This window comes from Pseudomonas sp. NPDC089758, assembly GCF_044748705.1.
Classification (GTDB): domain Bacteria; phylum Pseudomonadota; class Gammaproteobacteria; order Pseudomonadales; family Pseudomonadaceae; genus Aquipseudomonas; species Aquipseudomonas putida_X.
Window position 1 is genome coordinate 1 of sequence record NZ_JBIVGN010000002.1, and the last position, 21,538, is coordinate 21,538.

Annotated in this window: 17 protein-coding genes; 8 read left to right on the top strand and 9 right to left on the bottom strand. The window is 63.3% G+C overall.

What is annotated here, in order from left to right; genetic code table 11:
• Nucleotides 1-247: 247 nt before the first annotated feature.
• Genes pepN through ACIPZH_RS02745 form a run of 6 tightly spaced genes read right to left on the bottom strand, consistent with a single transcriptional unit; the run spans nucleotide 248 to nucleotide 6,756 of the window.
• A complete protein-coding gene (pepN, locus tag ACIPZH_RS02720; RefSeq protein ID WP_400635011.1) occupies nucleotides 248-2,905 on the bottom strand; it encodes an aminopeptidase N in 2,658 nt (885 codons plus the stop codon).
• A gap of 13 nt (nucleotides 2,906-2,918) precedes the next feature.
• Nucleotides 2,919-3,749 (bottom strand): DUF2797 domain-containing protein, encoded by an 831-nt coding sequence (locus ACIPZH_RS02725; RefSeq protein WP_400627004.1) that lies wholly within the window; start codon nucleotides 3,747-3,749, stop codon nucleotides 2,919-2,921.
• Nucleotides 3,746-4,006, bottom strand: a complete 261-nt coding sequence (locus ACIPZH_RS02730; RefSeq protein WP_241803082.1) for a YeaC family protein — start codon at nucleotides 4,004-4,006, stop codon at nucleotides 3,746-3,748. Before ACIPZH_RS02730 ends, ACIPZH_RS02725 begins: the two co-directional genes overlap by 4 nt.
• Before the next feature lie 13 nt (nucleotides 4,007-4,019).
• Nucleotides 4,020-4,898, bottom strand: a complete 879-nt coding sequence (locus ACIPZH_RS02735; protein ID WP_400635013.1) for a rhomboid family intramembrane serine protease — start codon at nucleotides 4,896-4,898, stop codon at nucleotides 4,020-4,022.
• Nucleotides 4,895-5,869, bottom strand: a complete 975-nt coding sequence (locus ACIPZH_RS02740) for a metallophosphoesterase (protein ID WP_241803398.1) — start codon at nucleotides 5,867-5,869, stop codon at nucleotides 4,895-4,897. The genes ACIPZH_RS02735 and ACIPZH_RS02740 overlap by 4 nt, the downstream gene beginning before the upstream one ends.
• Entirely contained in the window at nucleotides 5,866-6,756 is an 891-nt protein-coding gene (locus tag ACIPZH_RS02745; RefSeq protein ID WP_241803080.1) for an NAD(+) kinase, read from the bottom strand. Before ACIPZH_RS02745 ends, ACIPZH_RS02740 begins: the two co-directional genes overlap by 4 nt.
• Before the next feature lie 43 nt (nucleotides 6,757-6,799).
• On the opposite strand from ACIPZH_RS02745, the gene ACIPZH_RS02750 reads away from it, so the two are divergent.
• Nucleotides 6,800-7,783 (top strand): DUF1853 family protein, encoded by a 984-nt coding sequence (locus ACIPZH_RS02750; RefSeq protein WP_400627242.1) that lies wholly within the window; start codon nucleotides 6,800-6,802, stop codon nucleotides 7,781-7,783.
• 126 nt (nucleotides 7,784-7,909) lie between these two features.
• On the top strand, nucleotides 7,910-8,455 hold the full coding sequence (locus ACIPZH_RS02755) for a cytochrome b (protein ID WP_241803079.1): 546 nt from the start codon (nucleotides 7,910-7,912) through the stop codon (nucleotides 8,453-8,455).
• On the opposite strand, the gene ACIPZH_RS02760 is transcribed toward ACIPZH_RS02755, so the two are convergent.
• Nucleotides 8,446-9,345 (bottom strand): 1-aminocyclopropane-1-carboxylate deaminase/D-cysteine desulfhydrase, encoded by a 900-nt coding sequence (locus tag ACIPZH_RS02760; RefSeq protein ID WP_400635014.1) that lies wholly within the window; start codon nucleotides 9,343-9,345, stop codon nucleotides 8,446-8,448. The two genes, ACIPZH_RS02755 and ACIPZH_RS02760, sit on opposite strands and share 10 nt — an antisense overlap.
• Before the next feature lie 71 nt (nucleotides 9,346-9,416).
• Nucleotides 9,417-11,453: an FAD-dependent oxidoreductase gene (locus ACIPZH_RS02765; RefSeq protein WP_400635016.1), complete on the bottom strand. Its 2,037-nt coding sequence runs from the start codon at nucleotides 11,451-11,453 to the stop codon at nucleotides 9,417-9,419.
• Nucleotides 11,454-11,715: 262 nt separating this feature from the next.
• Here ACIPZH_RS02765 and ACIPZH_RS02770 point away from each other — a divergent pair, with 262 nt between their 5' ends.
• From ACIPZH_RS02770 to ACIPZH_RS02785, 4 genes are all read left to right on the top strand, one after another.
• Nucleotides 11,716-13,170, top strand: coding sequence for a TrkH family potassium uptake protein (locus ACIPZH_RS02770; RefSeq protein WP_241803076.1), 1,455 nt, complete (start codon nucleotides 11,716-11,718; stop codon nucleotides 13,168-13,170).
• A 102-nt stretch (nucleotides 13,171-13,272) separates the two neighbouring features.
• Nucleotides 13,273-14,223, top strand: a complete 951-nt coding sequence (locus ACIPZH_RS02775; protein ID WP_400635018.1) for a TAXI family TRAP transporter solute-binding subunit — start codon at nucleotides 13,273-13,275, stop codon at nucleotides 14,221-14,223.
• 30 nt (nucleotides 14,224-14,253) lie between these two features.
• On the top strand, nucleotides 14,254-16,281 hold the full coding sequence (locus ACIPZH_RS02780) for a TRAP transporter permease (protein WP_400635019.1): 2,028 nt from the start codon (nucleotides 14,254-14,256) through the stop codon (nucleotides 16,279-16,281).
• Nucleotides 16,278-16,694: a DUF1850 domain-containing protein gene (locus tag ACIPZH_RS02785; protein ID WP_241803073.1), complete on the top strand. Its 417-nt coding sequence runs from the start codon at nucleotides 16,278-16,280 to the stop codon at nucleotides 16,692-16,694. The genes ACIPZH_RS02780 and ACIPZH_RS02785 overlap by 4 nt, the downstream gene beginning before the upstream one ends.
• Before the next feature lie 29 nt (nucleotides 16,695-16,723).
• Here ACIPZH_RS02785 and ACIPZH_RS02790 read toward each other — a convergent pair whose 3' ends face one another.
• Nucleotides 16,724-18,697: a choline BCCT transporter BetT gene (locus ACIPZH_RS02790; RefSeq protein WP_241803072.1), complete on the bottom strand. Its 1,974-nt coding sequence runs from the start codon at nucleotides 18,695-18,697 to the stop codon at nucleotides 16,724-16,726.
• A gap of 299 nt (nucleotides 18,698-18,996) precedes the next feature.
• Here ACIPZH_RS02790 and ACIPZH_RS02795 point away from each other — a divergent pair, with 299 nt between their 5' ends.
• Together ACIPZH_RS02795 and ACIPZH_RS02800 are read left to right on the top strand one after the other, a co-directional pair.
• Nucleotides 18,997-20,313, top strand: coding sequence for a chloride channel protein (locus ACIPZH_RS02795; RefSeq protein WP_400635021.1), 1,317 nt, complete (start codon nucleotides 18,997-18,999; stop codon nucleotides 20,311-20,313).
• 106 nt (nucleotides 20,314-20,419) lie between these two features.
• A complete protein-coding gene (locus tag ACIPZH_RS02800; protein ID WP_267822138.1) occupies nucleotides 20,420-21,538 on the top strand; it encodes a nitrilase-related carbon-nitrogen hydrolase in 1,119 nt (372 codons plus the stop codon).

Consider the following 21,538-nt stretch of genomic DNA (forward strand, 5'->3'; position numbering starts at 1 on the left):
GGGGTGGGGCGATGTCTCCCACAGTCTGTACTGCGTCAACAGTCAGAATCCGGCATTTAGTCCCACCACCCCTTCAAGTCTAACCATACAAGCCGAGCCGGTCCAAATCCCTGTGGCCGGCTTGCCGGCGATCACCGGTGAAGCCGGTGCCATTCACCGCTGCACTGGATCGCCGGCAAGACAGTCGCACCCACGAGTAATGCACCGCACTGAAGCCATGTGCATTACTTGTGGGGCAGCCAAGGCTTCACGCCAAGCTCTTGCTCACCACCTCATAGACATCGCTGGACAGCGCCCCGGAAGCGAGAATCCGCTCCAGTTCGCCCTTCATCAACGCCTGACGCGCGTCGTCATACTTGCGCCAGCGGGTCAGCGGCGCCAGTTGACGCGAAGCGATCTGCGGGTTCAGCGCATTGAGCTCGATCACCAGGTCCGCCAGGAAGCGATAACCCGAGCCATCGGCGGCATGGAAGTTGACCAGGTTCTGCCCGGCAAAGGCACCGATCAGCGCCCGCACCTTGTTCGGGTTCTTCAAGGTGAACGCAGGGTGCTGCATCAGCGCCTTGACCCGCGCCAGCCCGCCGGGCAGCGTGCTGGCGGCCTGCACGCTGAACCACTGGTCCATGACCAGTGGGTTGTCCTTGAAGTGCTCGGCAAAGGTTTCCAGCGCCTTGGCGCGCTCCGCCTCGAACGGCGAGTTGACCAGCACGGCCAGCGCGGTCAGGCGCTCGGTCATGTTGTCGCAGTGCTCGAACTGCTCCAGGGTCGCTTCCAGCACCTGCGCCTTACCGCTGAGCATCAGGTACGACAGGGCGATGTTCTGCAGGCTGCGACGGGCGAAGTGCTCGGCCGCGGCGACGTAGGCGGTGGTGCGCGACACCTCGCGGTGCGCCTGGTAGCGCGCCCACAGGCCATCGAACAGCTGCTCGGCGATCTGCCGGCGGGCGAACTCGCGTGCCGCGTGGATCGCGTCGACATCGGCCACCTGGCTGATCTCGGTCAGGTAGGCTTCGCCTGGCAGCGACAGCATCTCGGAAACCATCGCGGCGTCCAGGGATTCGTTGCCCAGCACCGTGCCCAGTGCCGTGATCAGGCGTTGGTCAAGCTGCAGCGCTTCACCACGCTGATGCTGGCCGATCAGCTCCTGCAGCACCTGTACAGCCAACTGCTGGCCCGCCTCCCAGCGGTTGAAGCCATCGCTGTCGTGCTGCATCAGGAACATCAGCTGGTCCCGGTCATACGGGAAGCTCAGCTTCACCGGCGCACTGAAGCCGCGCAGCAGCGATGGCAGCGGCTTGGCCTGGATACCTTCGAATGTGAAGGTCTGCTCAGCCTCGGTCACCGACAGCACGCGGGCAGTGCCCACAGCGGCGGCCTCACCGGCCAGGCGCAGAGGCAGGTCGTTGCCCTCGGCATCGAGCAGGCCCAGCTCGACCGGGATCACGAACGGCAGCTTCTCGGCCTTGTCCGGCGTCTGCGGGCAGCTCTGGCGGAAGGTCAGGCTGTAGGTGTGTGCCGTGGCGTCGTAGACCTCGCTGACCTCCAGACGCGGGGTGCCCGCCTGGCTGTACCAGCGCTTGAACTGGGTGAAGTCGACGCCGTTGGCGTCTTCCATGGCCTTGATGAAATCGTCGGTGGTCACCGCCTGGCCATCATGGCGTTCGAAGTACAGGTCGCTGCCCTTGCGGAAACCCTCGGCGCCCAGCAGGGTACGGACCATGCGCACCACTTCGGCGCCCTTCTCGTACACGGTCAGGGTATAGAAGTTGGAAATCTCGATGAAGCTGTCCGGGCGCACCGGGTGGGCCATGGGCCCTGCGTCTTCGGCGAACTGGTGGGTCCGCAGGTAGGCGACGTCCTCGATGCGCTTGACCGTGCGCGAGTTCATGTCCGCGCTGAATTCGGCATCGCGGAACACCGTGAAGCCTTCCTTGAGCGACAGCTGGAACCAGTCGCGGCAGGTCACGCGGTTGCCCGACCAGTTGTGGAAATACTCGTGGGCAACCACACCCTCGACCCGCTGGTGGGCAGCATCGGTGGCGGTTTCGGCGCGGGCCAGTACGCAGCTGGAGTTGAAGATGTTCAGGCCCTTGTTTTCCATGGCGCCCATGTTGAAGTCGTTGACCGCGACGATCATGAAGATGTCCAGGTCGTATTCACGGCCATAGACTTCCTCATCCCAGCGCATGGACTTCTTCAGGCTGACCATGGCGTGGTCGCACTTGTCGATGTTCTCGGGCTCGACATAGATGCGCAGGGTGACATCGCGCCCGGACTGGCGCACGAAGGTGTCCTCGACGCACCACAGGTCACCGGCCACCAGCGCGAACAGGTAGGCCGGTTTCATGAACGGGTCTTCCCAGGTCGCCCAGTGACGGCCATCTTCAGCCGGGCCACTGCCGATCGGGTTGCCGTTGGACAGCAGCACCGGGTAGCGATGCTGCTCGGCGATCACCGTGGTGGTGAAGGTGCTCATCACGTCCGGGCGGTCGAGGTAGTAGGTGATCTTGCGGAAACCCTCGGCCTCACACTGCGTGCAGAACATCTTGCCGGACTTGTACAGGCCTTCCAGCGCGGTGTTGCTCTCGGGGTGGGTCTTGACGCTGGTGTCCAGGGTGAAACGCTCGGCCTTGGGGTGCAGCGTCAGGCTGTCGGCTTCGAGCTGGTAGTCGCTGGCCTGCAGTTGCTGATCGTCCAGCGAGGCGCGCAGCAGTTCGAGCTGCTGGCCGTCGAGCACCAGTGGCGGCAGGCCGGCACCGCGTGCCGGGTTGCGGCGCATGACCAGTTGCGCATGGACCAGCGTGTGGTCCTCGAACAGCTCGAAGGTCAGGTGCGTCTCGTCGATCAGGTAATCGGGCGCCTGGTAGTCCTTGAGGTAGATCACTTGCGGTTGTTCGGTACGCATGTGCAGGTCCTTTTTACTGGAGCACGGCCATCTGGTAGGCCGTGTACTTGCGAATATTGATCACGCCGGTATCGAAGATCAGGTACTGCCCCTTGATGCCCAGCAGCGTGCCTTCCACCACCGGGTCCTTGTCGAGGTTGAAACTGACGATCTTTTTCGGGTAGGCATGGACCGGGTATTTCATGTGCACCACTTCGGCATCGGGCAGCGGCTGGATCGCCTGCAGGCCGAAGCGCGCCTGCAGGTCGCGCAGGCCATCGGCGCAGGCATCGAAGAGCTGCTCGCGAATGGCCACCAGGTCGAGCACCTCGGCGTCGCCCTTGAGCAGCGCGCGCCAGTTGGTGCGGTCCGGCACCTGGCTGCGCAATACGTCTTCGACCAGGCCCGATTGCTGGCGGGTCGCCACACGCATGATCGGCAGCGCCTGGCTCGCCCCCTGGTCAAGCCAGCGGGTGGGCAACTGCGTAGCGCGAGTGATGCCAACCTTGACCCCGGACGAGTTGGCCAGGTAGACCACGTGATCGGTCATGCAGAACTGCTCGCCCCAGGACGGCTCGCGGCAGGTGCCGGCGTCGTAGTGGCAGCGTTCCGGCGCCATGATGCACATGTCGCACTGGGCCAGCTTGGTCATGCAGGGGTAGCAGTAACCCTGGCTGAAGCTGGTCTTGGTGCGTTTGCCGCAATGGCTGCAGTGAATGGCGCCGAGGTAGTGCAGGCGCAGGGTCTGGCCGATCAGCGGGTTGACCGGCACCTGGGTGTCATCCAGGCGAAAACTGTACTGCACCACGGGTGCTTCCAGGCTTACCGCCATCTTGCTCAATGAGCCACGAGCGAGTTCGATCAATGTACCGAGTCCGACTTGAACAGAATGTTAGGGATCGGCGCAGACTTCGATGCGCACTCCTGAGGCCCCATGTAGCCGGTACGCTGGTCTTCTGGCAGGTTCTTCATCTCCCAGGCGATCACCGCCTGCAGCGACAGCTCCTTCTGCTCGGGGGTGAGCTTGCGGCCATCGGACCATTTGCCGATCTCCACGGCCGTTTTCAGGCTTTCGTAGATTTCCGGCGTGATGTTTTCGATCATTTGCGCGAACGTGGACATAGCGTCTCCTAAATCAAGCGGACAGTTTACGCCGCGCCAGCGCACCACCCAAGAGGCCCGTCAGGCATCCGATGAGCAGCCCGCCGACGTGCGCGGCGTTGGCGATCTGGCCAAAACCGAGTTGGCCGACCACACCGGTCAGGCAAATGACCAGCCAGATGAGCATCATCACCAGCACGCCCTTGGGCAGGCTGAAGTGTGGGTTGGGCGCCAGCCACTGGTACAGCCAGACATGCCCGAGCAAGCCGTACAGCACCCCGGACAGGCCGCCGAACAGGCTCGGGCCACTGGTGTAGTGCTGGGCAAGGTTGGATACCAGGCTGAACAGCAAGGTCAGGCCAGCCAGCGACCAAGGGCCCTGGCGCAGTTCGATGCGCTTGCCCAGTTCCCAGTACCACATGCCGTTCATGGCCAGGTGCAAGACGCCGAAGTGCAGCAGCATCGGCGACACCAGGCGCCACCATTGGCCTTCGGCGAGGCCTTGGGCCAGCGGGGTGAAGTGCAGGTAGTCACCTTGGACGCGGTAGTCGAGGAAGGTGAACCAGCTGATGGTGGTGAGGTTATCGCCCAGGCCGGTCAGGCCGGCGACGATCAGGCACAGGAAAAGGACGGCAGCGGTTACCTTGCAGGCTTTCGCCTGCTCGGCCAGGGTCGGCCCTTTCGCCGGCGAGCCAGCGCCCACAGGCGGCTGCGCAAGCTCGACATCAGCGTTGCCGTCAGGGTAGCGCTGGTACAGTTGAAGAACATCTTCAGCCATGGTTTCCGGGGCCCAGAGCACCTGCACCTCGCCTTCTTCGCTGACCCGGTGCGGCACCTGCAGGCGCTGCAACAAGTGGACGAAGCCGCTGAGGTCGACCGACAGCGGCAGGCGTATCACTTCGACGATATTCATTGATTGGCCTGCGGTCGATCGACGTCGACCCAGACGAACTTGTGCGGGTCGATCCGGGTTTCATCATCCAGCCGATAGGCCGCCAGCTTGCCGTACAGCACCGCACTGTAGTCCAGGCAGGCCAGGTTGGGGCGGATCGGTGCCGGGCGGCCGCTGCGCCAGTAATGGCCGACGAACAGCAGCGGCTCCTCTTCGCCATAGCGTAGCAAGGCATTCTTCTCGGTGTGGCTGAGCGGCGTGCGGGCGACCTCATCGGGCAGCGCGTCAGGTTGAAAGACGATATCGCCGTAGGTCTTGGGGTCTTCTTCCCAGAACTTGGTCCGGAAGAAGGCGCGGGTCAGGCCATCGCCGCCGGTCAGTGTCAGGCCGTCCGGCAGGCGCATGTCGGTGCCGCGCAACAGACGGTTGCAGACCGTGGAGGCGAAGCTGCCGGGCACGGCCGAGGCCTGGATGAAGTGCTCGTCGATGCGCCCGTCCGGGTATTGCTGGCGCAACGGGTCGATCAGCCGCGGGTCCCAGCAGGCATGCACCAGGCGGAACCGCCCGGCGTCGAGGAACAGCGGCATGTCGTAGAACCACTGCAGAAAATCGTGCCAGTCACCGGGGTGGTGGGCGAACTGGGTCAGGGTCTCGTCGATCAGGCGGGCGTGGCGTGGGGTGTGCTCGCGCACATAGGCCTTGCCGCTGCCGGGCAGCGCCGGGGTTACCCAGCCCAGGGCGTTGTACTCATGGTTGCCCATGATGCAGAAGGCCTGGCCGGCCTCGACCATGTCGTGGACGATGTGCAGCGCCTCGCGGATACGCGGGCCGCGGTCGACGATGTCGCCGAGGAACAGCGCCTGACGCCGCGGGTGGCACCAGACGCCGCCGACACGCTTGTAGCCGAGGGTGTCGAGCAGGCGTTCGAGGGTCAGCGCACAGCCATGCACGTCACCGATGATGTCGAAACTTCGCGCCGGATCGAACATCAGTCGTCCCTGCCCCCCAAGCGGCTGCCCCAACCGAGCTTGGTGCGGCAGACCTCGTAGTAGTTGTGGCCCAGCGGGTGGATCAGGCGCAGTTTCTGCGGTTTCTTGCTCACGGTGATGGTATCGCCGGGGGCACAGGTGAAGTGGTTCTGGCCGTCACAGGATACCTGCGGGTAGATCTGCAGGTCCTTGGACACCACGATCTTCAGCTCGCTGTTGCCGTCGACCACGATCGGGCGGCCGGACAGGGTGTGCGGGTACATGGGCACGATGACGATGGCGTCGAGCTTGGGGTGCATGATCGGGCCGCCAGCCGACAGCGCGTAGGCGGTCGAGCCGGTCGGGGTGGCGACGATCAGGCCGTCGGCCTTCTGGCTGCAGACGAACTGGCCGTCGATGTAGATCTCGAACTCGATCATCCGCGTCGACTTGCCCGGGTGCAGCACCACATCATTGAGGGCATCGCCCTGGCCGATGGCCTCGTGGTGGCGACGCACCTCGGCTTGAAGCAGGAAGCGGTTTTCCACCAGGTAGTGGCCGTCGAGCACTGCGGCGACCTTTTCTTCCAGCTCGTCCGGGCGGATATCGGTGAGAAAGCCCAGGTTGCCGCGGTTGATCCCCAGGACCGGGATGTTGTGCCGGGCCAAAGCACGGGCGGCGCCGAGCAGGCTACCGTCACCGCCGACGACGATGACCAGGTCACAGACTTCGCCCAACAGCTTGCGCGTGGAGGTCTGCAGGCCGTGGCCAGGCAGCACTTCGGCAATGGTGTCCTCGAGGATCACGTGCAGGTGGCGCTCGATGAGGAATTTTTTCAGTCGGCGAATGGTGTCGAGCACCTGCGAGCTGCCAAGGCGGCCGATGATACCGATATTGCGAAATTGCTCCATGGGGCTCCTGCAAGGCTCTGCGGCGGGTGACTATGCCGCGATTATGGGCGAAACGACCGGGCAGCGGCAAACCGGCTATGCTCGCAGCATGATGCCTTTCGCTGAACTCCATGACCTGCCTCGCCAATTGCGCCGCCCCGCCGTGCGCGACCTGGCCTGGACGCTGCTGTCGCCACCGCTGCTGAGCACACCGCCCTGCCCTCAGCGCCATCCGCTGGCAGGCAGCGCCTGGGCGGCAGACCCGCAGCGCCTCAAAGACTGGCTACAGGCGCTGGATGCCGACGACCAGCCCCTGCGTGAGTGGCTGGCAAACAGCACCAGCCGGCGCCTGGGCCTTTATTACGAAGGCCTGTGGCAGTTCGCCCTGGGCCAGGCGCCCGGTGTCGAGCTGCTGGCGGCCAACCTGGCGATCCGCAGCAGTGGGCGCACGCTGGGCGAGCTGGACATTGTGCTGCGCGACGCCGACGGTACCCACCACCTGGAGCTGGCCATAAAGCTTTACCTGGGGCCCACGGACGGCCCAGGCCATGACCCGGCGCAGTGGCTCGGGCCGGGTTGCCATGACCGGCTGGGCACCAAGCTGGCGCACCTGGCCGGGCACCAGTTGCCCATGTCGGGCGACGCGCAAAGCCGTGAGGCGCTGGCCGGGCTGGGCATTGGCCAAGTCCAGGCCCACCTGTGGCTGGCAGGGTATCTATTCTATCCGTGGCCCGGGCACGCCGAATCGCCTGAGGGGGCCAACCCGCTGCACCTGCGTGGGCGGTGGTTGCGCCGGCGGGATTGGGCAATGGCCGAGGCGCAGCGCTGGCAGCCCCTGCCCCGCCATGCCTGGCTGGCGCCGGCAAGGTTCGAGGCCGATCAAGTCTGGACCCTGCCACAGTTCGCGCAATGGCTTGAGCTGCTTGACCCGCAGGCACCGGCACAGATGCTGGTCAGGCTCGAACCCGGCCCGCATGGCGATTGGCAGGAAGTGGCTCGGGTGTTTCTGGTGGCAGACAGCTGGCCGCACCTAGCCCTGCGCGGGTAACTCGCCGGCCCAGGCCGCAAACACGATTTCATCGACCCAGCGCAACGATTTTATTCCAGCAACGATTACAGTTACCTCTGAGCGCCGCCAAGAGCGCCACTTTCGACCTGATGACGAGGACCACCCATGGCTTCATCCAGCCCCGCGCCCCACTACGCACGCCTGTCCATCGCCCTGCACTGGCTGATGCTGGTGCTGCTGGCTGCTGTCTACGCCTGCATCGAGTTGCGTGGCCTGTTCCCCAAGGACAGCGCCGAGCGCAACCTGATGAAGGACCTGCACTTCATGCTCGGCCTGACGGTGTTCATGCTGGTCTGGCTGCGCCTGGCCGTGCGCCTGGTGCGCCCTGCGCCGCCCATTGTGCCCAAGCCTCCCGCCTGGCAGACCGGGCTTGCCCACCTGATGCACCTGGCGCTGTACCTGTTGATGATCGGCTTGCCGCTGGCCGGCTGGCTGATCCTCAGCGCCGCCGACAAGCCGGTGCCCTTCTATGGCCTGGAGCTGCCACATCTGATCGGCGCGAACCCGGACCTGGCCAAGTTCATCAAGGGCTGGCATGAACGCGTAGGCAGCTGGGGGTATTGGCTGATCGGCCTGCACGCGCTGGCCGGGCTTTATCACCACTACGTCGTGCGCGATAACACGCTGCTGCGCATGCTGCCCTACAAGTAACCGCGTCGGCCCTGCAGGCCACCGGTGTGCACGAAGATCAGGCGAGTGCCAGGCTCGAACAGCCCGGCCTCGGCCTGCGCACGCAGGGCCATCAATGCCTTGCCGGTGTAGAGCGCCTCGAAAGGTATCCCCGTGCTGCCTTCCGTGTTCTCGATGAATGCCAGCAGCTCATCATCGAGCCTGGCAAACCCCTTTCGGCAAGCCTCGTGCAACTGGTAGCCGCGCGTACCGGCCAGCGCCGTTATGGTCTCGGGCACACCATGGTCCAAGGGCACTGCCAGGGCGCCATGCACCCTGTGCGCGCCGCCTTCGGCCAGCACTAGGCCGGCCAGGGTGGTTCCGGTGCCAGCGGCCAGCCACCAGGCGTCATAGTCCGACCACCCTAATGTGCCCAACTGGGCCTTGGCCTGCTCGACGATCAACGCACACCCCTGCGCACCGGCCTGCCCGCCACCGCCTTCGGGGATGCAGTGCCAGCCCGGGTACCGTGCTTGCCAGGGTGCCCAGAAGCCGGCGTCATGCCGGGCACGGTAGCCTGCGTAGCCAAGCCAGTGCAATTGCATCCCCAACGCCTGCAGATCAAGCACCGTGGGGGTGTCCTGGGGATGGCCGCGCAACAGGCCGACGGTGGCGAAACCGAAGCGCTTGCCGGCAGCGGCCAGGGCATGGAGGTGGTTGGAATGGCTGCCGCCCAGGCTGATCAGCCCGGCGGCGCCCGACGCGTGAGCGTGCAGCAGGTGGTGGCGCAGCTTGAACCACTTGTTGCCGCTGACCAAAGGGTCGATCAGATCCAGGCGCAGGATGGCGGCATCGATGCCGGCGCTTTTCAGCCAAGAAAGCTCGAAGGGCTGTAATGGCGCCTGGGGAAGGTCATGGAAGCGGGTAGACATGTTTCAGTGCCTGGTGCGAGGCCGCCAGTCTACCAGTGAAAACCTGGGGCCGCTTTGCGGCCCCGGCTGGCTTACAGCTCTGCCGCCAAACGCGAGCCCTGGTTGATCGCCCGTTTGGCATCCAGCTCCGCCGCCACATCCGCGCCACCGATCAGGTGCACCGACTGCCCCGCAGCCAGCAGACCTTCGTGCAGCTCCCGCAGCGGCTCCTGCCCGGCGCAGATCACCACGTTGTCCACCGCCAGTACCTGCGGCTCCCCTTCAGCGACACGAATGTGCAGGCCCGCATCGTCGATCTTCAGGTACTCCACGCCGTTGAGCATCTGTACCTGCTTGTTTTTCAGGCCCGTGCGATGGATCCAGCCGGTGGTCTTGCCCAGGCCATCGCCCACCTTGGACGTCTTGCGCTGCAGCAGGTACACCTGCCGTGCCGATGCATGCGGCTCGGGCTTGATGCCTGCCACGCCGCCGCGCGCCTGCAGGTCGCGGTCGATGCCCCACTCCTTCCAGAACGCCTCCCGGTCCTGGCTGCTGGCCACGCCCTGGTGCACCAGGTATTCGCTGACGTCAAAACCGATGCCGCCAGCGCCGATCACTGCCACCGCCTCACCCACTGGCTTGCGCTGGAGCAGTACGTCCAGGTAGCTGAGCACCTTGGCATGCTCGACACCGGGAATGGCCGGTGTACGCGGCGCGATGCCGGTGGCCAGGATGATCTCGTCGAATTTGCCATCGAGCAGGGCCGGCACATCGACCCGGGTGTTCAAACGCAGCTCGACCCCGGTGTTCTTCACCTTGTTGCCGAAATAGCGCAGGGTCTCGAAGAACTCCTCCTTGCCCGGCACTCGCTTGGCCACGTTGAACTGCCCGCCAATTTCGCTGGCTGCATCGAACAGCGTCACCTGGTGGCCACGCTCTGCAGCCACGGTGGCAGCCGCAAGGCCAGCCGGGCCGGCACCCACTACGGCAATGCGCTTGACCGTGTTCACTGGCAGGTAATTGAGTTCGGTTTCGTGGCAGGCCCGCGGGTTGACCAGGCAACTGGTCAGCTTGCCGCCGAAGGTATGATCCAGGCACGCCTGATTGCAGCCGATACAGGTGTTGATTTCATCGCCGCGCCCCTGCGCCGCCTTGTTGACGAACTCCGGGTCGGCCAGGAACGGCCGGGCCATCGAGACCATGTCGGCATCGCCCTCGGCCAGCACTGCTTCAGCCACTTCGGGGGTATTGATGCGGTTGGTGGTGATCAACGGAATGTTCACCGCCCCGCGCAGCTTGGCGGTGACTTTGCTGAACGCGGCGCGCGGCACCTTGGTGGCGATGGTCGGGATGCGCGCCTCGTGCCAGCCGATACCCGTGTTGATCAGGGTCGCGCCAGCCCGCTCGATGGCTTTGGCCAGCAACTCGATCTCGTCCCAGGTGCTGCCACCTTCTACCAGATCGAGCATCGACAGGCGGAAGATGATGATGAAATTAGGGCCCACGGCGTCGCGCACCCGGCTGACGATCTCGACCGCCAGACGCATACGGTTTTCATAGCTGCCACCCCAGCGGTCAGTACGGTGGTTGGTATGGGCAGCCAGGAACTGATTGATGAAGTAGCCTTCAGAGCCCATGATTTCGACGCCGTCGTAACCGGCGCGCTGTGCCAGCACGGCGCAATTGACGAAATCAGCGATCTGCTTCTCGATCCCGGCCTCATCCAGCTCTTTCGGCTTGAACGGGTTGATCGGCGCCTGGATAGCACTCGGCGCCACCTGCCGAGGGCTGTAGGCATAGCGCCCGGCATGCAGGATCTGCAGGCAGATCTTGCCGCCAGCGGCATGCACGGCCTCGGTGACGATGCGGTGCTTGTCAGCCTCCTCCTCGGTGCTCAGCTTGGCTGCGCCGGAATACACGCCACCTTCATCGTTGGGCGCGATACCGCCGGTGACCATCAGCCCAACGCCGCCACGGGCTCGCTCTGCAAAATACGCAGCCATGCGCTCGAAGCCACCGGGGCGCTCCTCAAGGCCTGTGTGCATCGACCCCATCAGGGTGCGGTTGGCCAAGGTGGTGAAGCCCAGGTCGAGCGGGGCCAGCAAGTGCGGATAGCGGTCGGCAGCCATGGAACGGTTCCCCATGTGGCGTGATCACGGAATGCGGGTGCCTCGGCGGGCCCCGTCGTTTATCTGCCCACGACATTAAACAGCCGTTTGAATGCGCTCAATGATCGAAACTTACAAATTACTGATCATAGTGCACAGCCAGGGCTGCGACGTGACTCACGTTGCCTGCCTGTAACATGGCTCAGCTTTTTTACGTCATTTTTACTCGACATCCTGCCCTTACAGACGATACTGCCCGTCATTGCCCCTATGAGCTTGCTCAATGCCTCTCCCCGCTTTGCGCTTCATCGCCTTCATCGTCGGCGTATTCCTGATTACCCTTGCGGTCAGCATGGTCATCCCCATGGCCACGCTGCTGTGGTATGGCCTTAGCCAGGACCTCGGTGCCTTCCTTTGGTCAAGCCTGATCGCCCTGTGCGCAGGCCTAGCCCTGGTGGCTCGTGGCATACCCGATGCGCCGCAACTCAGGGCCCGAGACATGTACATGCTGACCACAGCCAGCTGGGTCATCGTCTGTGCGTTCGCAGCCCTGCCCATGGTGTTCATCCGGCATATCAGCTACACCGATGCGTTCTTCGAGACCATGTCGGGCATCACCACCACAGGCTCGACGGTGCTAACCGGCCTGGACAGCGCATCGCCCGGCCTGCTGATGTGGCGATCGCTGTTGCACTGGCTGGGGGGCATCGGCTTCATCGGTATGGCCGTCGCAATCCTGCCGTTACTGCGTGTGGGTGGCATGCGCCTGTTCCAGACCGAGTCGTCGGACTGGTCGGACAAAGTGACACCCCGCTCGCACGTCGCGGCAAAGATGATTCTGCTGATCTACCTGGGGCTGACCGCGCTCGGTACCTTGGCCCTGTGGGCCGCCGGCATGACCCCTTTCGAAGCCATCAATCATTCGATGTCGCTGATCTCCACGGGTGGGTTCTCGACGTCCGATGCATCGCTTGGCCACTGGACTCAGCCAGCCGTGCATTGGGTCGCGGTGCTGATCATGATTCTGGGAAGCCTGCCCTTTACCTTGTATGTGGCGACCTTGCGTGGCCACCGGCGCGTCCTGTTCAAGGACCATCAGGTGCGTGGCTTTCTCGGCTTTCTTCTGTTCGTCTGGGTCACCGTGGGCACCTGGCTCTGCTGGCACAGTGACTTTTCGTGGTGGGATGCGTTGCGCATCGTGGCGGTCAATGTGACTTCGATCGTGACGACCACCGGCGTTGCGGTAGGGGACTACACGCTCTGGGGCAGCTTCGCCATGCTGTTGTTCTTCTATCTGACTTTTGTCGGTGGATGTTCGGGCTCCACAGCCGGCGGACTGAAAATATTCCGCTTTCAAGTCGCCGCGTCACTGCTGGTCAGCAGTTTGAAACAGCTGATTCATCCGCGGGCGATGATCTCGAAAAAATACAATGGTCACCCCATCGATGAAGAAATCGTGCGCTCACTGCTGACGTTTTCCTTCTTCTTTTCCGTGACCATTGCGGTGATCGCATTGGCCCTGACCCTCATAGGCCTTGACTGGACCACTGCCCTGAGTGGCGCGGCGACAGCCGTGTGCAACGTTGGGCCAGGCCTGGGCAGCGTAATCGGGCCTGCGGGCAACTTCAGTTCGCTACCGGACGCTGCGAAGTGGCTGCTGACCATCGGCATGCTGCTGGGCCGGCTCGAGATTCTCACCGTGCTGGTGCTCGTCGCGCCTGCCTTCTGGCGGTTCTGATTGCAGGCCAGCCAATCGAGCTACCAATAAATCCGGGCAGGATCCGTTTATTCGTTCTAGGTTTACTGACGCAGGGAACTAGAACAATAAGCGGAGAATGTCATGAACCGAGCCCTTCGCCTGGCCTTGGCCAGCACCCTACTGGCAGCTTGTGCAACAGCCCAGGCCGCGCCAACCTTCATCAACATCCTCACAGGCGGCACCAGCGGCGTCTACTACCCCATCGGCGTGGGGATATCCCAGATCTACAGCCATGGCATCGAGGGCAGCAAGACCTCAGTGCAAGCCACCAAGGCCTCGGTGGAAAACCTCAATCTGCTGCAAGCCGGCCGGGGCGAACTGGCGTTCGCGCTGGGAGATTCGGTGGCCGATGCCTGGAAGGGGGACGCCGAAGCCGGCTTCAAAGCACCGCTGAAGAAACTGCGCGCCATCGCCGGCACCTACCCTAACTACATCCAGATCGTCGCCAGCAAGGAGTCGGGCATCACCTCGCTGGAAGACCTCAAAGGCAAACGTATCTCGGTCGGTGCGCCGAAGTCCGGCACCGAGCTCAACGCCCGTGCCATCTTCAAGGCCGCGGGGCTCAGCTATCAAGACCTGGGCAAGGTCGAGTACCTGCCGTATGCCGAATCCGTAGAGCTGATCAAGAACCGTCAGCTGGACGCCACGCTGCAATCTTCCGGGCTCGGCCAGGCGGCCATCCGTGACCTGGCCGCTACCCTGCCGGTAGTGTTCGTACCTGTGCCAGCCGCCATCGTGAGCAAAATCGGCAACAGTGCCTATCAACCCGCGAGCATTCCCGCCAACACATACGATGGCCAGGACGCTGAAGTGCCAACCGTAGCCATCACCAATATCCTGGTCACACGCGCCGATATCAGCGATGACCTGGCCTATGACATGACCCGGCTGATCTTCGACAACCTGCCGCGCCTGGTCACTGCCCATTCGGCAGCAAGCGATATCCAACCGCAGAATGCTGCCAAGAACCTGCCCATTCCACTGCACCCTGGCGCAGAACGGTATTTCAAGGAGAAAAACCTGCTCCCCTGACTATTGACTCGACCCCTGAGGGAGCGGCACATGAGTGATACCGGGCAAGGTCTGCAAGCCAGTACCGACCGTTGGCCTGCCACGCTTTTTGCCGTGGCCTTGGCATTTTCGACCTTTCAGATCGCCACGGCGGCCTTCCCGCTGGTTTCCAGTCAGGTACTGCGGGCAGTACACGTAGGGTTCTTGCTGCTGGTGGTGTACCTGAGCTACCCGTGGGCAGGTCATCGCAGGCCGTGGCAACCGCTTGGCTGGCTGCTGGGCCTGGCAGGCATGGCCACTGCTGCCTACCAGTGGCATTTCGAGGGCGAGCTGATTCAACGCTCCGGGGAACTGACCACCAGTGACCTGGTGTTCGGCCTGCTGCTGATCGGCCTGGTTTTCGAGGCAGCGCGCCGGGTGATGGGTATCGCCCTGCCCATCATTTGCGCTCTTTTTCTGGCCTACGGGCTGCTCGGCCAGTACCTGCCCGGTGACCTTGCCCATCGCGGCTACGGCCTCGATCAGATCGTCAACCAACTGGCCTTCGGCACCGAGGGGCTGTATGGCACGCCCACCTATGTCTCGGCGACCTATATCTACCTGTTCATCCTGTTCGGCGCGTTCCTTGAACAGGCCGGCATGATCCGGCTGTTCACTGACTTTGCCATGGGCCTGTTCGGCCATCGCAGCGGGGGGCCGGCAAAAGTCTCGGTATTCTCCTCGGCGCTGATGGGGACCATCACCGGTTCAGGGGTGGCAAACGTGGTCACCACCGGGCAGTTCACCATCCCGCTGATGAAGCGCTTCGGCTACAAGCCGGCATTTGCCGGGGGCGTTGAGTCGACCGCAAGCATGGGCAGCCAGCTGATGCCACCGGTCATGGGCGCGGTGGCGTTCATCATGGCCGAAACGATCAACGTCCCCTATGCCGAAGTGGCGAAGGCCGCGCTCATTCCGGCCTTGCTGTATTTCGGCTCGGTGTACTGGATGGTGCACCTGGAAGCCCGGCGCAGCCAGCTGCATGGTCTACCCCGCGAGCAATGCCCGAGTGCCTGGAAGGCAGTGCGTCAACGCTGGTTCCTGCTGATCCCCCTGGTAGTACTGGTCGGCCTTCTGTTCTCCGGCCGCACACCCCTGTATTCGGGTATGGTCGGCCTGGCCCTGACAGCCATTGTCATCCTTGGTTCGGCAATCATCCTGCGGGCGCAAAAGACATGGTTGCGGGCGGCCTTCTGGGTGGCGCTGGGGATCCTCTGCTCAGGGTTCTTCCGCATGGGCATTGGTGTCATTCTGCTGGTGATCGCCGCGCTCGCTATCGCCTGCGCGTTCATACAGGGTGGACGTGCCACCCTCCGTGCCTGCGTCATGGCCCTGGTCGAAGGTGCGCGCCATGCGGTGCCGGTAGGTATCGCGTGCGCCTTGGTCGGGGTAATCATCGGGGTGATCTCGTTGACCGGCCTGGCGACGACATTCGCCGGGTACATTCTCGACCTGGGCCGGGAAAACCTATTCCTGTCGCTGCTTTTGACCATGTTGACCTGCCTGGTCCTGGGCATGGGTATCCCGACCATTCCCAATTACATCATCACCAGCTCCATCGCCGCGCCGGCCTTGCTGGAGCTCGGGGTGCCGCTGATCGTCTCACACATGTTCGTGTTTTATTTCGGCATCCTTGCCGACCTGACGCCGCCGGTAGCGTTGGCCTGCTTTGCCGCCGCCCCCATTGCCAAAGAGAAAGGGCTATTGATCAGCTTCTGGGCGGTACGCATTGCAATGGCCGGTTTCGTCGTGCCGTTCATGGCGGTATATGACCCGGCGTTGATGATGCAGGGCGACAGCGTCGGCGCGACCTTGTACATGCTGATCAAGGCCATGTTTGCAGTGGCTCTCTGGGGGTGCGCGTCCACCGGTCACTGGCGCATGCCCATGCCATGGTGGGAACGGCTGTTGGCGTTCATGGCAGGTGTATCGCTGATTCTTGCCTTGCCCATCAGCGACGAGGTCGGCTTCGCCTTGGGCATTGCCGTCATGGGCTGGCATTACTGGCGCAGCCGGCCCGCGCCCGGGCAACCTGCATGACCAGCCTTTGCATCGGGCTTGCCGGTGTGGTCTGGGCAAGCCTGCCGTTGCAGGAGGTTACCCTGGCCTGGCAGCACAGTGTGGAGAAGGTCCGCTGGGAGGAAGATTATCAGGTGACACCGGCAGGCCTGGTGCTGCAGGAGGCTCGGGTGCGAGGCAGCGGCGCCGGCATGGAGATCCCGGATGACGCTCGCCTGCGTGATGGGGCATGGCACTACCACCGCCATCTGCCCCCGCTGCAACCTCTGCATGCCGGGCGCACGCCCGAGGCCGGCGACTATCAATTGTGCGTCGAGGGCAGGTGCCAGCCCCTCTCCTACTGGGTGGGACCGCCGACCTCTAGCATTGCTGCCGTGGATTTCTGGGCATGCGAAGGCGGTGCAGCCGCGGATCGGCGCAAAGCACTGCCCTGAGCGCGCGTACAGGGCAGTGCGAGGGCTGATCAGCTGACGACGTGCAGGTAGTGCAAGTGGCGCTCGTACTGATCGAGAATGTCGCCGATCACATCGTCCCGGCTCCATCCCATGATGTCGTAATCCTGGCCCCCTTCACGCAGATGCACTTCAGCACGGAAGTACTTGCGGGTATCGGAACCCTCGTCGGTATCCTGCATGACGAAACTCGGAGTGTTGAATGCGCGCGGGCGTACCTCATACAGGAAACGCCCTTCCCCAGCATGGGAAAGCTCAAGCGTCACGCGCCCATCATCGCGCTCGTTCACCGCAACGTCATAGCCCTGCTTGCGCAATTCCGAGGCGACTTCTTCACAGGCAGGCTTCACCACTTCGGCGATGAAGCGGGTCACATGGGCACGCCGCGGCATCATGGCGATATTGCGCAAGCGCCGCTGCCACCCCCCGTGGGGAACGCGCGTATGCCGTGGGCCGGGCAAGGCCTGATTGCGCAACCCGCGGCGGGTGGCATCGAGGCTCAGCGCCTTGAACAAGCCCCAGATGGCGATCAGCAAAATGGCGGCGAAGGGCAAGGCACTGGCGATGGTCGCCGTCTGCAGAGCCTTGAGACCGTTGGCCAGCAACAGCGCAATGGCGACAGCGCCAATGCTGACCGACCAGAAGATGCGTTGCCACAAGGGCGAATGGCCTTGCCCGGACGAGGCGAGCATATCGACCACCAGCGCACCGGAGTCCGCCGAAGTGACGAAGAACACCACCACCATGAGCACCGCTATCAGCGAAATGACACTGGAGAACGGGAAGTGCTCGAGAAACGCGAACAAGGCCAGTGAACTGTCCTGATCGACCACCGCAGCCAGGTCCCTGACGCCTTCGTTGAGGATCATGTGTATCGCGGAGTCCCCGAACACCGTCATCCAGAGCAAGGTGAAGCCTGCGGGTACGAACAGCACACCGCACACGAACTCACGAATGGTCCGCCCGCGGGAAATGCGTGCGATGAACAGGCCTACGAAAGGCGACCAGGACAACCACCAGCCCCAGTACAAAAGAGTCCAGCCGCCAATCCAATCAGTGGGTTCATAGGCGTAGAGATTGAAGGTCTTGTTGACGATATCGGAAAGGTAGGCACCGGTATTCTGCACGTAGGCCTGCAGCAGAAACACAGTGGGCCCGAGCAACAACACGAACAGCATCAGGATGACAGCCAGGCTCAGGTTGAGCTCGGAGAGGATGCGGATACCCTTGTCCAGGCCGCTGGCCACGGACAGTGTCGCCAACGCGCAGGTGGCAGCGATGAGAATGACTTGAACCGTGGGGTTTACCGGCAGACCGAACAAATGGTGGAAACCGCTGTTGATCTGCAATACCCCATAACCCAGCGAGGTCGCCACACCGAACACCGTGCCGAGGATGGCGAAGATATCCACGGCGTGCCCGATAGGCCCGTAAATCCGTTCACCGATCAGCGGATAGAGCGCTGAGCGCAACGTCAGTGGCAAACCATTGCGGAAGCTGAAGTAGGCCAGGATGAGCGCGACGATGGCATAGATCGCCCAGGCATGCAGGCCCCAATGGAAGAAGGTGATCTTCATGGCTTCGCGAGCCGCTGCCACTGTACCAGGGTCGCCCACAGGCGGAGTGGTGAAATGCATCACCGGCTCGGCCACGCCGAAGAACATCAGGCCGATCCCCATGCCTGCGGAGAACAGCATGGCGAACCAGCTGCTTTTCCGGTAATCAGGCTCGCTGTGATCAGGCCCCAGCTTGATGTCGCCGTAGCGGCTCACGGCCAGAAACACCACGCTGATCAACACCAGCGCTACGGTGAGGATGTAGAACCAGCTGGCGTTGGTGATGATCCATTGCTGAACCTGTTCGAACAGCGCCTGGGCGTGCGTCTGAAAAGCCGTGGCGTACAAGACCAGCAGAAAGATGAGTATTGCGCTGGTGTAAAAAACGGGTGGGTTGAGTGTGCTCCTGGGTTTATCGGCTGCTGTCATTACGGCAGTTCTCCTTGTAAAGCGATGAGCACAGGGTGCCCCGGCACCACGATATCTGCCCAGATTAGCAGCCTGGAAGATCTTCGTTTGCCGAGCCTGTGCGCTTGAACAGCCATGAACCGTAACCTCCGAGGATAAAAATCTCAAATCGATACACATTTCGAGCCAGCCTGGCGCGACCGCACTGGCCGAAACTACCAGGCGCCTGTCCGCCCTGCCTGAATACCACCTCTGTCGGGTTTGCCACCCCGCTCATACACGTCATACTCGTGGCTTTATTCGCCGATACTGCATAGACGATGCCCGACCGTACCAGCCTCCCTTCCCGCCCTCTCGCCCGTGCACGCTGGCGAGAATGGCGTCAGCGTCTGGCGTTCTGGATCGGGGCCCTGCTGGTGGGGCTTGTCGCATTGGCATTCGCCTGGCTGGCCGAAGCCGCATTCGCTTCGTTCAAGCGCCTGCTGGAATGGCTGCCCTGGTCACCCCTGCTCATCACTCCCCTGGGCTTCGCCCTTCTGACCTATTTGACACAGCGCTGGTTCGAAAATGCCAGAGGTAGTGGCATACCTCAGGTGATCGCCGCCTTGGAAATGCCATCCCGGCGCCTGCGGGCCCGACTGCTTTCGATACCCGTTGCCGCCGCGCGCATGAGCCTGACGTTGGGCGCCCTGCTGGTAGGGGGGTCGGTCGGGCGCGAGGGGCCGACCGTTCACATCGGCGCTGCCGTGCTCTATTCCTTCGGCCGGCGATTGGGCCTGCACGGGCGCCGCACCATTGCCGGCCTGATCCTCGCAGGCGGCGCAGCCGGCATAGCCGCTGCGTTCAACACCCCGCTGGCCGGTGTCGTCTTTGCCATTGAAGAACTGAGCCGCACGTTTGAACAACGCTTCAGCGGCCTGGTGCTGACGGCGGTGCTGATCGGCGGCGTTGTCACCCTGGGGCTGACGGGGCACAACGCCTACTTCGGCGAAATAAGCGGGCGGATGCCCGTAGGCTGGGGTTGGAGTGTGGTGCCTGCCTGCGCGCTGCTGGGCGGGGTGCTGGGTGGCTGCTACGCCAGGCTGGTGCTGCCTACCGACAAGGGCCTGCTTGGCCGTCTCTGCGCACTGCGCGGGCGCTATCCGGTGCGCTTCGCGGCGAGCTGCGGGCTGGTGCTGGCAGTGCTGGGGCTGGTGTCCGGCAACCATGTGTTCGGCACCGGCTACGAAGAGACCCGGGCCTTGCTGGAGGGCCGACCGATCACCGACGCCAGTTTCCTGCTCTGGAAGTTTCTGGCCAATGTCGTCTCTTACCTCTCGGGCATACCGGGGGGCCTGTTCTCACCTTCGCTGAGCATCGGTGCGGCATTCGAGCCGCTGTTGCGCGTGATACCCAATGTCGATCCCCAGGCATGCGCACTGCTGGGAATGGGGGCCTACCTGGCTGGGGTGACGCGTTCGCCGTTGACTGCATCGGTGATCGTTCTGGAGCTTACCCACAGCCCGGACCTGGCCATCCCGATGCTGGCAGTGACATTGATGGCGGCCGGCATCTCTGGTTGCATTTCGCCCGTTTCCCTCTACCACGCATTGGCAAAGCAGATCATCGACAAAGTCGCACCTGCCAAACCCAGTTGAAATCGACGGCTGCGCGAGGCACGCTCAAGACCGCGACTGTGACACAATGCTTAGCGAATTCTTGGTTTACCGCCGCGTCACTGCGAGTATCAACGACATCAAAGGCATGCGAAAACTATTGGCAAGCGCCTTGGCGCTGGTGATGATCGCCGCCCTGTGCGGCTATGGCTTCTGGACCCAGCAGCGCCCGGAAGGCCACTACCTCTCCGACCTGCGCATCGAACTGGCGCTGGACCACGGCGTGCCCGGCGAGCAGGGCAACCTGCTGGGCGTCGAGCCCCTGCTTTATCCAAGCGACTATCAAAACCTGCAACGCCTGCACCGCAAGCTGTCGGCCTACTTGCAACAAGCCCGCGCCAAAGGCCTGATCGGCCCGCGCACGGTGGTGGTACTGCCAGAGCACATCGGTACCTGGCTGTGGGCTCGCGGTGAAAAGAACGAACTCTACCAGGTCACTCGTAGCCGCGAAGCGGAGCAATGGCTGGAGCTGAGCAACCCGCTGCGCTATGGCCTGGCGATATTGCGCGCCAGCGGCGACGACCGCCGGGCCGATGCGCACTTGCGCATGAAGGCTCAGCAGATGGCCAGCGACTACCAGCAACTGTTCGGCAGCTTGGCCAAGGAGTTCGGCGTGACCTTGGTAGCCGGCTCGATCGTGCTGCCTGACCCGTATGTGGAACAAGGCGTGCTGCATGCCGGCGGCGGCCCATTGTTCAACAGCAGCCTGGTGTTCGCCGGCGACGGTTCCCCCTTGGGCCAGCCGCAACGCCAGCAATTCCCCGACAGCCAGGTACGGCGGTATATCCATGATGGCCGCAAACAACCACTGCAAGTCGTGCAAACCCCGGCCGGGCGTCTGGGCGTGCTGATCGGCAGCGACAGTTGGTACCCGGAGAACCACCAGCAGCTGCAGAGCCAGCAGGTACAACTGGTCGCCAATCCGGTTTTCCTGAGCGGCAAGGACAGCTGGCAAGCGCCATGGCGCGGCAACCGGCACCAGGATGCGGCGGCCGAGCTTGCCCTGCAACGCGGTGAAGTGAGTGAGAAGACCGCCTGGCAACGCCTGACCGAGGCTGCCGGCCAGGGGGTCAGCAGCATGAGTGTATTCATGCGTGGGCAGTTCTGGGACCAGGGCAGCGACGGCCAAGGCTTCGCCCATCAAAGTGGCGAATTGCTCACAGGCCCTCCCAGCCAGGGCGCACGCCTGCTGAACGTGTGGCTGTAG

Bases quoted from the DNA above. Each gene is read 5' to 3' on its own strand.
- ACIPZH_RS02760 (WP_400635014.1), bottom strand. From the start codon at position 9,345: ATGTCTACCCGCTTCCATGACCTTCCCCAGGCGCCATTACAGCCCTTC.
- ACIPZH_RS02735 (WP_400635013.1), bottom strand. From the start codon at position 4,898: ATGAATATCGTCGAAGTGATACGCCTGCCGCTGTCGGTCGACCTCAGC.
- ACIPZH_RS02745 (WP_241803080.1), bottom strand. From the start codon at position 6,756: ATGGAGCAATTTCGCAATATCGGTATCATCGGCCGCCTTGGCAGCTCG.
- ACIPZH_RS02780 (WP_400635019.1), top strand. From the start codon at position 14,254: ATGAGTGATACCGGGCAAGGTCTGCAAGCCAGTACCGACCGTTGGCCT.
- ACIPZH_RS02775 (WP_400635018.1), top strand. From the start codon at position 13,273: ATGAACCGAGCCCTTCGCCTGGCCTTGGCCAGCACCCTACTGGCAGCT.
- ACIPZH_RS02795 (WP_400635021.1), top strand. From the start codon at position 18,997: ATGCCCGACCGTACCAGCCTCCCTTCCCGCCCTCTCGCCCGTGCACGC.
- ACIPZH_RS02785 (WP_241803073.1), top strand. From the start codon at position 16,278: ATGACCAGCCTTTGCATCGGGCTTGCCGGTGTGGTCTGGGCAAGCCTG.
- ACIPZH_RS02770 (WP_241803076.1), top strand. From the start codon at position 11,716: ATGCCTCTCCCCGCTTTGCGCTTCATCGCCTTCATCGTCGGCGTATTC.
- ACIPZH_RS02750 (WP_400627242.1), top strand. From the start codon at position 6,800: ATGGGCGAAACGACCGGGCAGCGGCAAACCGGCTATGCTCGCAGCATG.
- pepN (WP_400635011.1), bottom strand. From the start codon at position 2,905: ATGCGTACCGAACAACCGCAAGTGATCTACCTCAAGGACTACCAGGCG.
- ACIPZH_RS02765 (WP_400635016.1), bottom strand. From the start codon at position 11,453: ATGGCTGCCGACCGCTATCCGCACTTGCTGGCCCCGCTCGACCTGGGC.
- ACIPZH_RS02800 (WP_267822138.1), top strand. From the start codon at position 20,420: ATGCGAAAACTATTGGCAAGCGCCTTGGCGCTGGTGATGATCGCCGCC.
- ACIPZH_RS02730 (WP_241803082.1), bottom strand. From the start codon at position 4,006: ATGTCCACGTTCGCGCAAATGATCGAAAACATCACGCCGGAAATCTAC.
- ACIPZH_RS02790 (WP_241803072.1), bottom strand. From the start codon at position 18,697: ATGACAGCAGCCGATAAACCCAGGAGCACACTCAACCCACCCGTTTTT.
- ACIPZH_RS02755 (WP_241803079.1), top strand. From the start codon at position 7,910: ATGGCTTCATCCAGCCCCGCGCCCCACTACGCACGCCTGTCCATCGCC.